15 protein-coding genes are annotated in these 19247 nt (G+C 35.6%); 9 read left to right on the top strand and 6 right to left on the bottom strand.

The window, feature by feature from the left end:
- Positions 1–5: 5 nt before the first annotated feature.
- Entirely contained in the window at positions 6–416 is a 411-nt protein-coding gene (locus tag MKY81_RS00240; protein ID WP_341116125.1) for a helix-turn-helix domain-containing protein, read from the bottom strand.
- Between the two features lie 186 nt (positions 417–602).
- Here MKY81_RS00240 and MKY81_RS00235 point away from each other — a divergent pair, with 186 nt between their 5' ends.
- The 5 genes from MKY81_RS00235 (at position 603) to MKY81_RS00215 (ending at position 6798) form a co-directional block, all read left to right on the top strand.
- Positions 603–1046, top strand: a complete 444-nt coding sequence (locus MKY81_RS00235) for a hypothetical protein (protein WP_107920849.1) — start codon at positions 603–605, stop codon at positions 1044–1046.
- Between the two features lie 546 nt (positions 1047–1592).
- Positions 1593–2816, top strand: a complete 1224-nt coding sequence (locus tag MKY81_RS00230; RefSeq protein ID WP_107920848.1) for an MFS transporter — start codon at positions 1593–1595, stop codon at positions 2814–2816.
- A 723-nt stretch (positions 2817–3539) separates the two neighbouring features.
- A complete protein-coding gene (locus MKY81_RS00225; protein WP_084347497.1) occupies positions 3540–3695 on the top strand; it encodes an aspartyl-phosphate phosphatase Spo0E family protein in 156 nt (51 codons plus the stop codon).
- 406 nt (positions 3696–4101) lie between these two features.
- A complete protein-coding gene (locus tag MKY81_RS00220) occupies positions 4102–5379 on the top strand; it encodes an FG-GAP repeat domain-containing protein (RefSeq protein WP_108070210.1) in 1278 nt (425 codons plus the stop codon).
- Between the two features lie 45 nt (positions 5380–5424).
- Positions 5425–6798, top strand: a complete 1374-nt coding sequence (locus MKY81_RS00215) for a sensor histidine kinase (protein WP_341116118.1) — start codon at positions 5425–5427, stop codon at positions 6796–6798.
- A gap of 63 nt (positions 6799–6861) precedes the next feature.
- On the opposite strand, the gene MKY81_RS00210 is transcribed toward MKY81_RS00215, so the two are convergent.
- Complete coding sequence (locus MKY81_RS00210) at positions 6862–8472, bottom strand: FMN-binding glutamate synthase family protein (protein ID WP_108070206.1); 1611 nt, start codon at positions 8470–8472, stop codon at positions 6862–6864.
- 282 nt (positions 8473–8754) lie between these two features.
- Between MKY81_RS00210 and MKY81_RS00205 the strand changes: the two genes are divergently transcribed.
- A complete protein-coding gene (locus MKY81_RS00205; RefSeq protein WP_108070204.1) occupies positions 8755–10422 on the top strand; it encodes a hypothetical protein in 1668 nt (555 codons plus the stop codon).
- A 338-nt stretch (positions 10423–10760) separates the two neighbouring features.
- Here the strand turns inward: MKY81_RS00205 and MKY81_RS00200 are convergent, their stop codons facing one another.
- Both MKY81_RS00200 and sigX read right to left on the bottom strand, forming a co-directional pair.
- Positions 10761–11918, bottom strand: a complete 1158-nt coding sequence (locus MKY81_RS00200) for a GerMN domain-containing protein (RefSeq protein ID WP_108070202.1) — start codon at positions 11916–11918, stop codon at positions 10761–10763.
- Positions 11893–12444 (bottom strand): RNA polymerase sigma factor SigX, encoded by a 552-nt coding sequence (gene sigX / locus MKY81_RS00195; protein WP_066228974.1) that lies wholly within the window; start codon positions 12442–12444, stop codon positions 11893–11895. Before sigX ends, MKY81_RS00200 begins: the two co-directional genes overlap by 26 nt.
- Before the next feature lie 164 nt (positions 12445–12608).
- On the opposite strand from sigX, the gene MKY81_RS00190 reads away from it, so the two are divergent.
- On the top strand, positions 12609–12812 hold the full coding sequence (locus MKY81_RS00190; RefSeq protein ID WP_341116116.1) for a hypothetical protein: 204 nt from the start codon (positions 12609–12611) through the stop codon (positions 12810–12812).
- 135 nt (positions 12813–12947) lie between these two features.
- Here the strand turns inward: MKY81_RS00190 and MKY81_RS00185 are convergent, their stop codons facing one another.
- Both MKY81_RS00185 and MKY81_RS00180 read right to left on the bottom strand, forming a co-directional pair.
- The gene (locus MKY81_RS00185) at positions 12948–13394 is read right to left on the bottom strand and encodes a hypothetical protein (protein WP_341116115.1); all 447 of its coding nucleotides are present in this window, start codon (positions 13392–13394) and stop codon (positions 12948–12950) included.
- A 133-nt stretch (positions 13395–13527) separates the two neighbouring features.
- A complete protein-coding gene (locus tag MKY81_RS00180; protein ID WP_341116113.1) occupies positions 13528–14787 on the bottom strand; it encodes a glycosyl hydrolase family 18 protein in 1260 nt (419 codons plus the stop codon).
- Between the two features lie 308 nt (positions 14788–15095).
- Between MKY81_RS00180 and MKY81_RS00175 the strand changes: the two genes are divergently transcribed.
- Together MKY81_RS00175 and glmS are read left to right on the top strand one after the other, a co-directional pair.
- On the top strand, positions 15096–17078 hold the full coding sequence (locus MKY81_RS00175; RefSeq protein WP_341116112.1) for a methyl-accepting chemotaxis protein: 1983 nt from the start codon (positions 15096–15098) through the stop codon (positions 17076–17078).
- 192 nt (positions 17079–17270) lie between these two features.
- A complete protein-coding gene (gene glmS, locus MKY81_RS00170; RefSeq protein ID WP_107920014.1) occupies positions 17271–19106 on the top strand; it encodes a glutamine--fructose-6-phosphate transaminase (isomerizing) in 1836 nt (611 codons plus the stop codon).
- The last annotated feature ends 141 nt before the right edge of the window (positions 19107–19247 follow it).

Genomic DNA, 19247 nt, shown 5'->3' with positions numbered 1-19247 from the left:
TTTTTTCACTCTCTTTCGTTTTTCAAAATGGAAATCATATTATTAATGAGTCTGCGCCGTTGTTTATTTGGATAGTTAGAAATAAGACTGAATTCTTTTCTGAGCTCGGTTTCATTTTTAAATATCTCAATTACACGTTGCATTTCCGCGTCTTCAAACTGTTCCCTTATGATCATTGGTTCAAGGTCCTCTCCGAATTCAGATTCAGATTCTGGTCCTCGCATTAAATAAATCAGATGGTTATTTGATAGATTGGTTACTTTAATAAAATCATCAAGTATCTCTGCACTCAGTGCTTGTTTTCCAGTTTCCCATTTTGATATTTCTGATTGTTTACGTCCCATTCTAGCACCGAGTTCTTCTTGTGTTAGGTTTAATTCTTCGCGAATCAATTTAAATCGTTCATGAATGGACATACAAACACCTGCTATCTCTTTTTAATTTTAAGATAGCGGTTTTACTACTAGAAAAAATACAATATTCCTATTACGAATATTTATTTGTAGTCTTTTTTGGAATAAAATATTAACAATATTCAATTTTATTTTACAATTGTACTAAATGTTGCTATATTCCTAGTATAAAAGTAATAGAAAGGAGACGTGGGGGATATTCTTTTTCACTTTAGAGAAATTTTATCCAATGGACAAGGCATACATGGAGATTATCAATTAATTTGTCATGGCAAAGCGGTTGGTGAGAAACTAGTGAAAGTGTATTCTGAGTTTCAGTTTCATCACGCCCTTCAAAGTATTGCTTTATCATCGAATTCATCATCTTTTGTTCCAATTACACCACTTAAAGAATGGAATTCACTTAAAATTGAAATTCACCACGAAAATTTAGAAAATCATTTGAATATTAAACTAATCGTTGATTTAGTCGAGAAGAGTGTTTCTTTTGAGACAAGAGAAAGTATATCGCCACACTTGCTTTCAGGCCTACTGTCATGTTTCGGGATAAAGAAAGGAAAACAAATTCTTTATTTTACTTCACAAGTCCCGATTAAAAAACGAAGAAAACTAAAAAAACGACATAACCGATAAGAAAGGACAGGTGCGCTTCATACAAATTATGAAGCGCACCTGTCCTTTTCATAGCACTTTGCTCGATAAGTTTAAGTGTCTATCATATGAGCACAAATGTCCATTAACGGTACCTGACACTATGCTCAGTTTTGATCATAGTAAAGGCTAAAAAAAGTGATTGAAATAAATTTATATTTAGGGTAAACTGTTAACACCATTAAACGAAGGAGTGAACCAAAGGGCGATGAAAAACTAATCCTAATTTTTATGAAAACATTCGTTATAGTCACGAAGCATTTTTCAAAAATAGGATTAGTCTATACATTTATAAAGTTGATGATTGTACAGAGGTGGAACATCCGACTGTACAGTGTCCTTTTATGGTTCTAGATGACCCCCTATTTGAGAAATGCATGAATAGGGGGTTTTAATTTTGGAAAAAATAGTTTAGTTAGCTACAACTAGAATGAAATAGGTTATTTCTATATTGGAAATGAGCATCTTTTCTTAGTATTTTGCTCATCATCCAACAACAGAACATTTTAATATGAAGAGGAGAATCCTATGGGACAATTATTTAAAAACAGATTTGTTCAAGCCATTTTTATTTCTGCGTTATTTTTACAGGTGGGTATTTGGGTTAGAAATTTTGCCGTATTATTATACGTCATGGAAAAAACAAATGGGAATCCATTTGCCGTTTCGATGATATCTGTTGCCGAATTTGCTCCAATCTTTATTTTTTCCTTTATCGGTGGAACGTTTGCTGACCGATGGAAACCCAAAAAAACGATGATCTGGTGTGATGTTTTAAGTGCCGTTTCAATCTTTGCAGTTATTTTAGCTCTAGTTTACGGTACTTGGAAAGCAGTTTTCTTTGCTACATTAATTTCATCAATTCTTTCCCAATTTTCACAGCCTTCCGGAATGAAGTTATTCAAAATGCATTTGAAGGAAGAGTTAATTCAATCAGCGATGTCCATTTATCAAACCATTTTTGCAATTTTTATGATTTTAGGTCCAATTCTTGGAACATTTGTATTCCAACAATTTGGCATTGACGTTTCGATTGCTATTACTGGGGTTGCTTTCCTTTTATCAGCCGCTGCTTTAACGTTAATTCCTGCAGACCACTCGATGGAAAGAGAAACAAAAGCAACATCGCTTTGGCAAGAAATGAAAAGTGGTATTCAATATGTATTAGCCAAAAAGGAATTAAAACTACTCGGTATTTGTTTTATGGCAGCGGGTCTTGCGATCGGCTTAATTCAGCCGCTTAATATCTTTTTAGTAACTGAACGATTAGGTTTGCATAAAGAAAATTTACAATGGCTTCTTATGGTAAATGGGGCTGGTATGATTATTGGTGGAGCTTTTTCAATGGTCTTTTCGAAAAGTACACCTCCGCAAAAACTACTTGTTTTAGGAATGCTAGCCAATGCAATCGGGATGAGTATAATTGGTGCTTCCACCGTTTTATGGATCACATTAATAGCAGAGTTTGTATGCGGCTTTTTTATGCCGAGTATCCAAATTGGTATTAATACGATGATTCTTCAAAACACGAAAGCTGATTTCATTGGGAGGGTAAATGGAACATTAAGCCCACTTTTCACAGGATCAATGGTAGTAACTATGAGTGTTGCTGGGGCATTAAAAGCACAGTGGTCCATCGTCCCTATGTACGAAATCGCAGCTGCTCTCTTCATTATCGGATTACTATTTATAGTTCCGCTATACAATAAGAACGTACCAAAAAATATGGAAGTTTCAAAAGATGGAGCATAATCTGTTATAAAAGTGTCAAAACCGTGCACAACTGCACGGTTTTTCCTTGATGAAAAATCGGGTTGTATACTCATAAGACATAATAGATTTCGGGCAAAGGATTATTACGTTCTTGATTTCATTTTTGAGTTTAGACTAATAGCTCTTAAAATAAATAGTTTGTCTTGAATTGTTAGCGACCTCCAACTACGAACTTTGATTTTCACTTTTAAATTCTCCTTTCGTCCTTTTATTAAGGATTGTACATGCAGAGATTTTTTTAAGATGCCATCTAAACCTTCCAATTGATTTGATTCTATTAATATAGTACCGCCATTTTTTTAAAGTGAAACCTTGCAAATATCGACATTCTTTCAAGACTGCATATAACAATTATAGAACGCCTCATCCTTTTTAACGATTTCTTTTTGCCTAAATTGCTTGACCGTTAAATACATAACACGTATATGATAAATGTGAAAAATCATTTGAACTTTGTACTGTGGAAAGGAGTTCATGTATTTTTCATTGAAAATAAAAGGAATTTTCGAAAGCGTAAAAGTAGATGACCTTTTTAAGATTATTTAAATGGTATGAGGAGATTTCTTTGTTTGTATTTTGTCGTGTAAAGGAATTTTTTGTCATTTTGTTAAAACTATTGTCGAATCTATTCCAATTTTACTAAAATTTTTACATAATATTTATAAAAATAGTAAATTTGCTCGAAAGCGGGAGAAAAGGCCCATGCCATATGATGAGTTTAGATTAAAAGAAAAGATTGAAAAACTAAGACAAAAAATGATAGAAGAGGGATTGAATAAAGGATTGAAAAATATGGACACTGTAGCATATAGTCAAAAATTGGATCAGTTGATATACGAATACCAATTAAAAATGTAGCCAACTTGATCCTAATACTATAGCCACCTCTCGTTGGTGGCGATATCTCAATTGAAATGTACACTCAAAATCATAAGAAAAATTCCCTATAAAGTAAAAACAACAATCCATTGAACACCCCTCCCATAGGTGCCTGGCACCATTTATTCATATTTGTGTATAAATAATCTCAAAAATGCATAAACGGTGTCAGGTACCGTTTATGCATTTTTGAGAATAATTATTAAAGTATTTGCATAAATGGTGCCTGACACCATATGTTACTTCTTTGTTACCATTTTTGGTGGTGGGGGCTGTATACTGGTATTATTCTAGTGGGATAGATGTTAAGGGGATTTTGTAGGATACTATTTACGATTCAAAGAATAATGATTTGACTAATTGTTTGTAGAAAGGTAAAGCTGGGATGAAACGTTTAATTATATATCTGATGGTATTTATAAGCATCATCTTGATAACAGGTTGTGATTTGGGTAAATCTCCGACATCGCTGATTCAAATTCCGCAGTTATCAAAGAATAAGCAATTTTTAACGAAAGCAATTAAGAAGGCAATGCCTGCGGGTGCCGTTCTTGTTACTCCTATTAAGAGTTCAACGAAAGAAACAATTCACATGGTCGATATTGACGGAGATCATGTTGATGAAGCGATTGTTTTTTACAGAAATGAAGAATTCGATCGCGAAATATATGTATTAATTTTTAAAAAGAAAAATAATAGCTGGGTAAAAACAATCCATGAACAGGTTGGTGGTTACCAGCTTCATACGCTTTATTTTGCTGATATAAATCAAGATGGCAAGAAGGATATCGCACTTGGAATAGATTCCACATATCCCGGGACTGAAGTTTTGCCAGAAAATATGACGAGGGAATTGCATATTTACACAATGAAAGGCCATACATTAAACAGGTTTTTTACAAAACAATACACTGATGTTGTCGTAGATGATTTTAATAACGATAAAGTTCCAGATATATCGCTTGTTACTTTTAACAGATCTAAAAATGCAAATGTACAATTATTACAATGGAGGCATAAAAAAATAGAGACAATCTCAAAATTGAAATTGCGTGAATATGTAAATGGAATCGAGAATGTCTTCATTGGTCAATTAAGTGATCACCGAAAGGCACTATTTCTAGACTCCGGAACAGGTGCACACTCAGGGTGGACCGATATTATAAAATTATCAAATCAACAATTAGAAAGAATAAAAATAGACGAACGACAATTATTAAAAGCTTACTACCTTGATTCAAGAGATGTAAATGATGACGAGATTACTGAAGTTGGAAATATGTATCAACCTCAAGGATGGGAAGATGCCCCATATTCCGACACGCCATGGATAGTAACATATACACAGTATGATTCAAAAGGGAAAGGCACGAAAGTTGAGGAAAGATATGTAGACGTCACACACGGATTTTACGTTGTCATTCCTAAAAAATGGTGGATGAATGTGACGGTGGAAAGAGGAAAGAATTCATTAAAAATTATTGATTTACCTAAAAAAAATATCGTATTTGATATACAGTGGTATCCAAATCATGAGTCACTAACTTCAACAAATTCCCGTGTAATTACTAAATCCGAAAAGTATACGTTTGTCACTCAGTCACAAGCAAAGATGAGTGAATACCAAGTTTATTTTCATTTATTAGGTGAAGATTTTGAATAAGTTATTTCCCATACAATTATTTTATAGATGGAAGGGCCATGACGTATGAAGAGGAAAGTAATTTTATATTTTATGACAATCATTGTGTTAATGCTCTTTCTTTTCATTGGGCTATTTAGTATTTTTCTTAAGCAATATTATTATGGAGGAATCGCCAACACACTGGAAAACCATGCAGAAACCTCCTCGTCATTTTTTAACAAATATAATACGTTGTCCAATAATAATATCAGGGAAATGAGCGGGGATATTATGGATAATTTCAATTATGAATATGCCGAATTACAGCTACTTAGCCGAAAAGGAGAAATTATTCAATCCTCGTCCGGATTTAAAGTAAAAAATGAAATTATTCCAGTTGACCCGGCTGTGCTTGAAGGTCATTCTAACTATTCGGTTGAAACTACGGAGGATAATAAGGAAAAAGTACTATCTGTGTATACACCTTTAATGTATCAAGGACAAGTTGTTGGTGTATTGAAATATATTTCTTCATTGTCTCAGGTAAATAAAATGATGAATACACTGATGTTCGAAATGCTTGTAATTGGGAGTATTGTGGCAATTATTGTTTTTCTTATTAGTTTAAAATTAGCAAACTCCTTCGTAAATCCTATAAAAAAAATTATTGAGTTTTCAACATCGATGGCAAAGGGACATTTCAAAGCAAGAGTTGATGAAAAATATCAAAATGAACTTGGTGAGCTTGCGCAATCGCTAAATTTTATGGCTGATGAAATTGCACGAACAGATAAAATGAAAAATGAATTTATTTCCTCGATTTCTCATGAGTTAAGGACGCCATTAACGGGTATAAAAGGCTGGTCGGAAACGCTACGTTCCTATGATGATTTGACGAAAGAAGAAGTTGAGCAAGGGATGACAATCATTTCAAATGAGACGAATCGTTTAATTGGATTAGTTGAGGATTTGTTGGATTTTTCGCGTTTAGAAGCGAATCACTTAAAGGTTTACAAAGAGGGAATACAGGTTGACCGAATTATTGAACAAGCAGTATTGCAGCTTGAGAAAAAAGCTGAGGCAAAAAAGATTACCATTATATGTGAGCTACTGCCGGTTATTATCGACGCAGACCCAAATCGCTTAAAACAAGTATTCTTAAACATTATTGATAATGCTATCAAATTTTCACACATAGATGGGGAGATTATCATTCGAATGAAGAAGATGGGAAAAGGCGTCTGTATTTCGATTGAAGATGAGGGGATTGGGATCGAATCAAGTCAAATTTCTAAGCTAATGGATAAATTTTACCAAGTCAACGCAAAAGCAGTCGGAGCGGGATTGGGACTATCCATCTCAAAAGAAATCATTGATTTACACGAAGGAACCATCAAAATTAACAGCAAACCGAACGAAGGTACAACCGTTTCTATCTACTTGCCATTCGGTACCTGACACCATTTATTCATTTTTCTGCATAATTATTGCAGAATTTGCATAAATGGTGCCTGACACCGTTTAGAGGGTGATTTGGTCGATTGATGGTTTGATTAGGCCTTGCATGTATTCCGTTCCGGAGTATAGTTGGCCGTTTGATGTGCGAAACATGAGATGTGTTTCATTGAATTCTGTTGGGGAGGCCAGGCCGGCTGCTCCTGCAAGATTAAATAATCCTTCTCTTGTTGAAATGACATAATTGCAGACACGATACATTTTTTCTTCGATTACTAAAGCTTTTTCGCGATTTGGATCAGTTGTCGCTACTCCGACTGGGCATGTGTTCGAATGACAGGTTTGCGCCATAATGCAACCGACTGAGATCATAAAGGCACGTGCTGTATTTATTAAATCGGCCCCTAAGCAAAGAGCGTAGGCCATCTTTTCGGGAGTAACTAATTTTCCTGAAGCAATAAGTTTCACATGATTACGCAAATCGTATTTCTTTAACATTTCATGTGTAATTGGAAGTGCTGTATATAGAGGCAATCCCGGACCATCCGCTAATTCCTGATAGGTGGCTCCCGTTCCGCCTTCTCCACCATCAACTGTTATAAAATCGGGAACTTTCTCCTCCTGTGCCATTGTTTTGACCAATTCTTCTACTTCATCTCGATTACCGACAACAATTTTTATACCAACAGGTTTGCCGCCAACCTCTCTTAACTGTTGAACAAAGTCTAATAATCCTTTTGTATCGTGGAACTGTCGAAAACGATTGGGACTATCAATCATTGTCCATGGCGGAACACTTCGAATCTCTGCAATTTCAGGTGTTACTTTTTCCGCTTCCACATGTCCGCCACGAATTTTTGCTCCTTGGGCCAACTTTATTTCAAACGCCTTTATTTGTTCGATTTCACTTTTTACCTTAAAACGTTCCCACGAAAATTCTCCATCATCTGTACGGTAACCGAAAAGGGCCGGTCCAATCTGAGCAATGATATCTACATTCCCCTTCAAATGATGCGAGGACAACCCACCTTCACCGGTATTCATCCATGTTCCCCCCGCTAACCCAAGCCCGTTCGAAAGAGCGGTAATTGCGTTTTTGCCAAGAGAACCGTAGCTCATCGCAGATTGTCCAATTAACCCTTTTACATGAAATGGCTTCATACACCGACCTTTTCCAATGATGATTTGATCGTGTTCGGATAAATAATAGGGATCGACATCCGCTTTTTCAGAATGCTCTTTTCTGCTCAACAGTTTTTCATTATCAATTTTATAAAGATATGTAGATATTTTTGGTTGTTGCACAATCCTTAAATCTTCCCGCTGAGTTGGAAACATTGCATTTTTAAGAAAAAATCCTGATCCCTCAAAATTACGTTCAGAACCGAAGGAGGTAATTCTTTCTTTGTACTTGCCCGATTTTACAATACTTTCATACTGATTTCTTGAAAAAGGCTTTCCTTCCTCATTATTTAAAAATAAATATTGCCGTAACTCAGGTCCAATCTTTTCGACAATATACCGAATACGACCTAAAACTGGATAATTTCGTAATACAGCATGCTCTTTCTGACGTGCATCACGGTAAGATATCCAAAAATAAAAGCCAATTGGAACTACAAAAACAGCTACCATTAAAATAAAAATAATAACTAATAAAATTTGTGTCCAATTCATCATTTCTCACCCTTTCGCAAAAGTCTTCTACCTAAACTTACTTCAACATAATATAAAAGATTCCTGAAAGGGGTATTTTTTGAAAGGTAAGAGGGAGTATAATTTTTTTTATGTTTAATGTTTCTAATAAATATCTACTTTGTCTAGCTTCAGCGCCTAGCCCCGTGCATTTGTTCTTGTCTAATAATGAAACTTTTTTCAGGTAAACACGTATTAGTAAGTTAAGTAGTCGAATAGATCGATATTCTTTCTATTCAAGAGACATACAAATGGAGGAATAATATGTACTATCTTATTTCATTATTTGCATTAACATTAAACCCATTTATATGGAAAAACTATTATAAAGTGAAGGCATTTTTGTATTTTCAAGGATTACGTTTAATTGCGGGAATTGTCATTACTTTTGTTCTTACCTATTTCGGTCTTATTGATCATACATGGGAAGCATTTATAAGCTATGGCTTGTATATTATCGGCATCTTTTTCATTCTCGATATCCCATTTATCAAAGTGAAATACGGGGTACTGACACCTTTACTAGGTTTCGCGTTTATCATTGGAGGGCTATATTTTACCTTTATTTATCCGATAACGATCACAAATGACAAATACGAGTTTGTTAAACAAAAGGTAACGGTTGCGAAGAAAGATGTCTCCGCTATTGATGAAAAACATATCCCTGTTGTACCGGAAAAATATGCAAGATACCGTAGCGAAAAGCTTATAGGTGAACTTAAGCATTCCTCTTATTATGATCTAGGGGAATCAACCATTCAAAAAATCGACAATCATCTTTACTGGGTGACCCCGATTGAATATACAGGTTTCTTTAAATGGCTCAAAGGAGATAAAGTCCCTGGATATATTAAAATGAGTGCTGAAGATGAGCGTGCCGAAGCAGAGCTTGTCAAAGTTGAAATGGCCTATGTACCTTCAGCATTTTTTAATAAAGATGTGAAAAGGCATGTACGCTTGATTCATAAAGATATGATTCTATTAGACGTTAGTTTTGAACCGGATGATAATGATCATCCATACTATGTTATCCCCTATGGAAAATATGAAAAGTTTCGTAATATTATTGATGTCAAAGGAATTTATTTAGTTGATCCGGTAACCGGAAGCACAAAAGATTATCCGATCGACAAATTACCAGACTTTATTGATCATGCAATCCCGACAACCGTAGCCGAAGATTGGAATGAATGGTACGGAAAATATGTTCATGGATTCTGGAATTCCCTCTTTTCTCAGGAGGATGTAATGGTTCCGACGGAATGGGAAGATATAGATGAAGTGAATGGAGTGTTTAACGAAGATTTGCAATTGCATTGGTTCACTGATTTCACTCGTCCAAAATCAGGGAGCGGCTCGATGGTGAGTTACTCTATATTAAATGCGAGAACAGGGAAATTTACATTTTATACAGAAGGAAATGGACTATTAAATGGGAAATCAGCAATGAATGTCGCTGAAAAAACATTTAGAGCCAATAAATATGAAGCCGGGACACCAATTCTTTATACAATTTATGGTCAATTTACATGGGTGGTTCCACTAATGGATTCAAATCATGTGTTCCGCCAAATGATGCTCATCAATGCAAAGGATGAAAAGGTTTATAGTACAGGGGACACAAAACGCTCCTTATTTGATGATTATAAATACGCAATCGCCACGAAGCTCGGGAAGGATGAAACAACTCCTACCGATAAAGCTTTGCTAAAATCACAAAAAGGAATTATTTCACATGTATATAAGGCAGAAACCGATCGTGGAACAGCTGTGAAATTTATGCTTAAAGGCAATGACAAAATCTTTGTCGTACAATCAACCGATTTTCCGTACTCAATTTTTATTGAAAAAGGAATATCCGTTGAGTTTAATTATATAGACACGGAGGAAACGATTGCTTCGGTAAATGGTGAGTTCAAAATAAATGAATAAATGATGAAAGGACAGCAATCTGCTGTCCTTTTTACGTAATATTAAAAATGGAAAACAGCATAAAGAATGGATGAACAGATTAGTTTGTATTAATTCTTTTTAACAGATACCTGGTTAGAAAATGTGCAGAAAAGGATGAAAGATAAAGAGCCGAGGACTTCCATTATAAATAGGGTATTTAATATATTTTCCATGAAAAGCACCTCCGATAAATTAGGTCTTTCATATTTTATTATAACTAGTAATTGCTAAGAAATAATGTACGGAATATTAATATTTCTTAAAGGTATGCTTTTTATTAGTAGAAAAATGCAGACGGATCCAACCGCCTGCAATATTTATTTTATAACAACTGGATTTGGCGCAACGGGAACGGGAATTTTGGTATTGAATTGGATTTTTCCTATTTGACTGATGTTTGCCTCTTCAGCACCAGTAAAGGTGACTGTTTTATAACCAAAATCTCGAGCTGTAAGGAGTAAACTGTCAATCATCCTAGTAAATGTACGATTATTCATAAGCTCAGAGTCTTTCGAAAATTGAACGGTCACATGCTTTGTGTCCTCTTCGGTCTTCACTTTCTGGATGTCGACACCCCTTGGAATCGGAGCATGTAATGGTGGATTTGAACTGAAATGCTCACTTTCCATATTAGTTATTGCTTCAGGCAATGTCTTATACTTTTTCGAAGACGGAGCTAAAAATACCGGATAATCTTGATCATACATATATTCGAAATACGCCTTCTGCCCAGTTGATTCAATAGGAAGAATGGTCTGTTTATTGTTCTCTATTATTGCCCCAGGTTTTCCTTCTGTTTGAAACTCAACCTCGTCAACGTTTTGATAACGGAGGGATTCCTTTACTGTTTCAATAAAAGCTCCGCCCCTTGAAGAAGAACTTAAGGAACGATTATCTTGCAAATCGATAATGACCTTCTTTCCGTTTTTTTCACTTTTTGCAGTGGAAAGTTTATTTATATTTTCAAAGTCTGCGGGTTGAAGCCCCCATGATTCACTAGGAATATTATCAAGATTTTCTTTAAATTCTTGAATAGATGTTTTTTCTTTTTTATCAATTATGATACTGATTGGCACGACAATATTTTCGCCCTTTGAAGCAGGAAGCCCAAGTGTAATGAAATTTTGATCTTTCTGCACCACGTAGCGTTGATCCGTTTCGGAAAATACATTCGGTACCTCAGGTGCACTTAATGCCTTCATGGCAACATCTCTTTTAACATTTTCAACACTGCTTTTTTCTTCTATAGAACCTGATGAAAAATGAAATAAGGATGCTACGATAAGGAAGGCGACGGAAACCGTACCAAGGGATGCAACGGTTGGAAAAAACCATGAGTGATTCTTTTTCGTTTTTACTTTAGGTGCTATTGCTTGATAGATCTCTTCCGGCGTCCTGTGGTCTTTTACGACCGGAAGTTGCTTGAATAGTTTTTCAATATCGTAGGATTTATCGTTCCAACCGTATTTTTCCACAATTCTCCTCTCCTTTCTCTATTTCATTTTGCATCAGCGTTCTTATCGTTTTTAAGGCCCGATGCTGTGTTGTTTTGACTTTTCCTTCAGACCAACCTAATACAGAAGCCGTTTCCTGAATGGATAGGGATTGTATATATCTTAAAATGAGGACCAACCGTTGGTCCAGCTTGCATTTATCTAAACAGCGATACATCATTTGGATGGATTCATTTTGTAGTGCAATCTCTTCAGGGAGTGGAGCAGGGTCACTAATAAGATTTGTTTCACCATCAAAACTATCGGATATTCGGTGTTTCCATCTTTTTTGCTTCCGAAAAAAATCAAACGCAACATGTTTGGCAATGGAGAAAATCCATGTTTTTTCACTGCTTCTATTTTCAAATTGATGATACGATTTTAGGATACGAATATATACTTCTTGAATTAAATCTTCAGCATGTTCACGGCTTTTAACCATATAAAACAGAAATTGAAATAAATTTTGATGATACTTTTCATAAATGTCATAAAATTGTTTTTCCATCACTACTCCCCCCTAAATACATTAGTCGAATGGAACAAAAAAAGGTTACAAAAAATTTAAAAATTTAATTTAAATGTAATAGAGGGAGAACAAATTGTACACAGTTAATGTGTAATGAGTGATGAAAAGGGTAAATGGATAAAAACTAACGAGGAGTGTTTATCGTGGATAAAAAATCAAGTACTAAAACATTCGATCACCCAGAACAATATAAAACAGAAAAGGAAAGTCTATTTGATAAATATGAAAGCGAGCAAAATGTGGACCCAATTCCGATGGAGGATTTAAACGAAAACATGCAAGATGAAAAAGATAAGCATAAAAGTAAAGATACCTCATCTAGTGAAAAAAAATATAAAAATGAATAGATAAGCAGAAAAGAACTGCGGAAGAATGTACATCAAATTCATCCTTCTGCAGTTCTTTTTAAAAAAGGTAAGAAAACTTTCATTTCTGTCTAGCCCAGTGCCTAGCCCCTCGAGGTCAAATAACCTAATATGTAATTAATACGAAACTCGGATATTTTCTAATTCCCTCTGTTCTAAATTTTTCAATGTAAACCCGAGGTCCTTACAAAATTTGGCGATAGACTTAATTTGTTGAAGGGTTGTTATGATAAATGTTCGATCCCTTTGTATCGTATCTTTAATAGATGACAGCATATCCAACAAAGCAGCAGACTTTAATTCAGGGATTGCTTGTTGATACGCTAACGTTTTTTCAGTAACTGGAAGAATCCAAAGATTACATTCAAATGGAACCTTCAATAATTGAGAAAACGCATCTGCCTTCTCTAAAGGAGTTCGTAATGTATAATCAAACATTTCAAAAACAATCTTATTTGAAAAATCTAAAGATCGAAAAGGATAACTTCCTTGTTCATCAAAAACTTGAATCATTAATTTAGATTGAATTTCTTCCTTATTTGTTTTTGTAGCTAGATTGTCCATCATCGATACTCCTTTCAAATTAGTTTTATAACTTAATACCCTAAAATAAAAAAAGGAAAACCTACGAACCTCTTTAACACAATTTCCGGAAAATAAAAGGAGGGAACTAATGATTTTGTTCCCTCCAATAGATTCAAGTTTTTTTTATATGGAAAAACTTTGTTAGAAGCCACGGACCTTCAGGGAAGCCTAGTGATAACTGCCACGCCCCGACACCGCCAATTTGGAACTCACGGATAAGCTGCATTTTTTTGCTTATACTTCTCGCATCTTCAAATCCAACTACATGACGATTTCCTTGACCGTCAACATAATAGAAATAGGGAGATTCATATTCCTTTGAATAGTGGATCTCCGCTTGGTGCTGCATGGCAAGCCGTACAGCATTTTGATTAGAAATTCCCGGAGCAATCGTTTTTGGATTATAAGGCAGTGTCCAATCATAACCATATAGAGGAAGACCTAATAGTATTTTCTTCCGCGGAACTCGATCAATTGCAAATTGAATCGTCCGTCTTACTTCATTAATAGGAGCCACTGGTCCAGGCTCACTAGCACTATGATGCCAGTCGTATGCCATAATAAACATCAAGTCGACGACGGAGCCTATTCCGCCATAATCGTAGCCCTTCAGCCAAGGGATATTGTCACTTGTTTTCGGTGGGACAGCAATCGTTAATAAATGACCGGCAGGCTTTAACCGATCACGAAGTTCTCGCAAAAATCCAGTGAAAAGATCTCTATCCTTCTCAAGAATCATCTCGAAATCAATGTTTACGCCATCGTATCCTTTCGTCGATACTTCTTGTAAGATTCGGTTAATGAGTGTATTTCTTGCTGTAGAATTATTCAGCATTTGACTAGTCAATTGTGAACTAAATCCCGATTTAGTTAAGTTAGTGATTGTCATCAATGGTTTTACCCTATGTGACCATGCACTTTTAATTCCTGTAAGATCATTAAGTGCACTTAAACCACCTTCACTTGAAAAATGATATTCAAAAAGTGCGATATAAGTAATATAAGGAGAGAAATCAGTGATTAAGCGTTGATCAGCTTCTGGCGTTCGAACAGAATAATACCCCAAGCTTGTCACGTTGTAATTTGAAATATTAGGGATTCTAACTATCATTCCTACTTGTAATCGAGCAGGGTTAATGGAAGGATTTGCTCTTCTAAGACTTTCAACGGATACAGAAGCCATTTGTGCAATTGTATAAAAACTATCCCCGGGCTGGACAATGTATGTGTACGAAGGAATAAGTAATGCCTGCCCGGGAACGATATTCACTTGATTTAAGCCATTCGCAAGTCGAATCTGTTCAACAGGAACCGAATACTTCGAACCAATTCGATATAAAGAATCGCCTTGTTGAACGGTATAAATAAACATGATGATCGACTCCTTTCCATACAACATTGTATGAAATACATACCTGTCTATATGCTTATCGAATGAATAAGGACAAGTCGAAAATAAATATAAAATGGGAAATTTTAACGAGAAAATAAATCTAAAAATGTTAAAAAAATTGTCGATAAAAAAAGAGATTAATAATAATCTAAATCAATTGTTGATTTTTTAACTACAATGATCAGAGCAGACCAACAGCGAAAAATCAACAGTGATGGATAATAAAGCTTTTAAGTGAGAAGATACATAAATTTTCTTTCTTATAACGAACCAAGGAGACTAGCAACGTGAAAATCAAATTAAATAAATTCTTCAAGATGACGATTCGAAAAAAATTATCTGTATCTTTTGTGATTATGTTAATTGTACCAACAGTAATTATCGGTGCATCGTCTTATTTCAGCTCGAAAAATAGCCTTGAAAAGGAAATGATGAGAGCAGCAAGTGAAAATGTAGATACTTTAAATAATATTATTGATGATACAATATCCCCTTATTTATCGGATGCTGATTTTTTTGCAGAAACAATAACATCAAAAGATTACAAAGGGTTAGAAAGTCCAAAGATACGTACGAAACTCGATCAGTATATAAAGCTTCATAAATATGTGCAATTAGCTTATATTGGTACAGAAACAGGATTAATGATTAAATCTCCGAAAAGTAATGTTCCAAAAGGATATGTACCTAGTCAAAGACCATGGTATCAAGAAGCGATGAAACAGCCGGGTAAGACAATTATTACTGAGCCATATATATCCTCAACTTCAGGTGATATGGTTATTACCATTGCAAAAACATTGAATGACCATTCCGGAGTAATAGGAATAGATATTTCTTTGGAAAATATTAATAGTATCGCTAAGAAAATTAATATTGGTGCTAAAGGGTATACCATGATATTGGACAAGAGCGAAAAGTTTATCGCCCATCCGCACGAAAAAGGTGGAAAAGCAGCAACACAATCTTTTTACAATAAGCTTTACAAAAAAGACGCCGGACAATTTACTTATCATTTAGATGGTGCCGCGAAACAAATGGTGTTTAACACGAATAAGCTAACCGGTTGGAAGATAGCGGGAACGATGTATTTGTCAGAAACAACTGATGCAGCAAGACCGATTATGTTGAACACGGGACTCATTAACCTAATAGCGTTCATTATTGGTGGAATCGCAATATTCCTTATCATTCGTTCTATAATTACACCACTGCATAAATTAAAAAATGCAGCTAATCAGGTGAGTGAAGGGGATTTATCCTTAAATATAGACGTACAAACTTCCGACGAAATCAATGATTTAGCCCAATCCTTTAATTCGATGACAAGAAATTTAAGGGAGTTAATTCAGCAAATAGATGAAAGTGCCTTTCAGCTTTCCGCATCTTCGGAACAATTGAATGCAAGTGCGGAAGAAACGACAAGTGCTACAGAACATGTCGCGGCAGCGATTGAACAAATTTCGAAAGGAGCAGAAAATCAAACGGTTGGTATTGAAAATAACGCAAATGCAATGGATGAAATTGCCCTCGGCATTGGAAGGGTAGCAGATAACACGACACAGGTAACAGAATTGACAAGAAGTACAACCAAATTGGCAGATGAAGGTGGAGCGTTTGTTAATCGTACAGTCGAGCAGATGAAGGAAATCTATCAATCGGTGGAACAGTCCAATGTAAAAATTACTGCTCTATCTGATCGTTCCAAGGAAATTAGTACGATCATTGAATTGATTACGGGAATCGCCGATCAAACGAATTTGCTGGCATTAAATGCAGCGATTGAAGCTGAAAGAGCTGGAGAGTCCGGAAAAGGCTTTGCAGTAGTAGCTGACGAAATTAGAAAACTCGCCGAACAATCAAGACAATCAGCACAGCAAATATCAACACTCATTACGGAAATACAAAAGGAAACCGACAGTTCTGTACAGACAATGCATGACGCGACTCAGAAAGTGGAGTTGGGGCTTTCAATTTCAAAAGAAACAATTGCAAAATTCAATCAAATTTTACATGGAATGAAAGAAATTGCTCCACAAATGGAGGACGTTGCAGCGATTTCACAACAAATTACTGCCGGTGTTGAAGAGGTTACATCTATAGCGAACGAACTTGCGTCGATTGCAAAAGAAAACTCATCGGCAGCAGATGAAATTGCCTCAACAACAGAAGAAACAGTTGCATCAATGCAAGAAATTACTTCTTCATCGAAAGCATTGTCGAAACTTGCGGAAGATCTTCAATTACTTTTGAAAAAATTTAAACTGTAACAACTCCCCCTCTTCCAAATTGGAACGAGGGGTTTTCTATTTGGTGGCATGTATTTTCTAAAATACATCACCTAGTTCAGCCAATTGAACAATGAACCAATGGATATCTATACCAGTTCCGCAACTTTATCGTATATAATACTTATAATGAAATTTACATAAGTTTAAGTATCAAATCGAGGTGAAAAGATCGTGAGTGGAATTGTTGGATATATAGGGAAATCTTCGGCTCATACTGTCATATTAAATTGTTTAACCCATTTGGATTACCGTGGCTACGATTCAGCTGGAATTGCCATTTCGAATATGAAAACGATTGAAGTACGTAAAGAAAAAGGACGTGTCGAGGATTTAGAAGCATTATTGGAAATTGAGCCGATGACGAATGGAAAGCTTGGTATCGGCCATACAAGATGGGCCTCACACGGTGCACCTACAGTATTGAATGCACATCCATTAAGCGATGAGAATGAACAATTTTTTGTCGTTCATAATGGGATTATCGAAAACAATCGCCAGCTTAAAAATATGTTAATAGAAAATGGTCACCATTTTACTACCGAGACCGATACAGAAGTGATTCCACATCTACTTGCACATTTTGATACAGGCAATTTTGCGGATACGGTAAAAAAAGTTTTGCCATATTTAAAAGGTTCATTTGCGTTAGCAATTATGTCAAAATCTGATCCCGATACCATCATCGCCATATCACAAGAGAATCCTTTAATTATCGGTTTTGGTCAGGATGAGGCATTTTTATCATCGGATATCTCTGCGATTCTTTCCTATACGAAAGAAATATATCCTATTAAAAACGGTGAAATTGCAGTCCTTTCTCCTAAAGGAATAAAAGTAGAGACGGTTGAAGGAATGTCCATTCAACCAGAGAAAAAAATTGTCGAGTGGGATCAGGCTGATTTTAGCAGGCAAGAACATGAGCATTATATGTTAAAAGAGATTATTGAACAACCGAAAGAAATTAAGAAAACATTAGAAGGCAGACTAATCGATGATCGTGTTCATATTCCGGAACTTGAGTCTTTTTTAGCAGAAAAAACAATCGATCAATATCAAAAAATTGATATCGTCGCAACAGGTACAGCTTACCATGCTGGAATGGTAGGAAAAAAAGTTATGGAATCGATGCTCAATCTACCTGTCGAAGTGTCGATTTCTTCCGAATTTCGCTATGAGCATGGACCGCTTAATGAGAAAAATCTCGTCATCTTCATTAGTCAATCGGGAGAAACAGCTGATACATTATCCGCTTTAAAAGAAGCGAAATTACATGGCAGTTCAACAATAGCAATTACAAATAGACAGCGCAGTAATCTTGCACGGAAAGCGGATTGTACGATATGTACAAATGCTGGACCGGAATTATCCGTTCCTGCAACAAAGGCTTATACTACCCAAATTACAGTCTTACTGCTGCTCGCAATCGTGTTAACAGAAAAAACAAATGGTCCGGGTATGGATCGGATTCCGGAAATGATAAAAGAATTATATAATCTTCCTGAAGAAGTTGAGAAAACGTTAATTATGACACAAGATGCAATTGATCAGTTCGCACAAGTGACAGAAGATCAAGATAACCTGTTTCTTATTGGGAGGGGGCTCGATTATGTGCTTGCATTGGAAGGAGCACTTAAGCTGCAAGAAGTCGCCTATTTACATGCAGATGCCTATGCAGCGGGTGAAATGAAACACGGAACAATGGCCTTAATCACTCCGGGAGTTCCGGTCATTGCCCTCTCTACGCAGATACATTTACGTGATAAAACAATCAATAACATTAAAGAAATTAAGGCGAGAGATGCGTTTGTTGTAGGAGTAACAACAATTGGGGACGATGACATTAGTGAAATTGTCGACGAAGTTATGTATATTCCAGAAGTCCATCCTTTTTTAATGCCGATCATTGCCGCCATCCCGCTGCAATTATTAGCCTATTATGCGGGAACGGTGAGAGGCTATGATGTTGATCGACCAAGAAATTTAGCGAAGAGCTTAACTGTTGAATAAGAATGGGTATCAAGAGGGGATGTCGATTCTACAGACACTAGTTCCTTTATTTGTGAAAAAGTGGAGTAATTTCTTATGTTTGCGGGCATAGGTTCCATAATTTTGATAAAAAGCAATAGTTTTACCATATTTTTTCGTAAA

The sequence above is a fragment of the Heyndrickxia sp. FSL W8-0423 genome, from assembly GCF_038009395.1.
GTDB classification, from domain to species: Bacteria; Bacillota; Bacilli; order Bacillales; family Bacillaceae_C; genus Heyndrickxia; species Heyndrickxia sporothermodurans.
The sequence above is the reverse complement of the archived record's forward strand: the minus strand, read 5'-3'. Positions and strand labels throughout refer to the sequence as shown.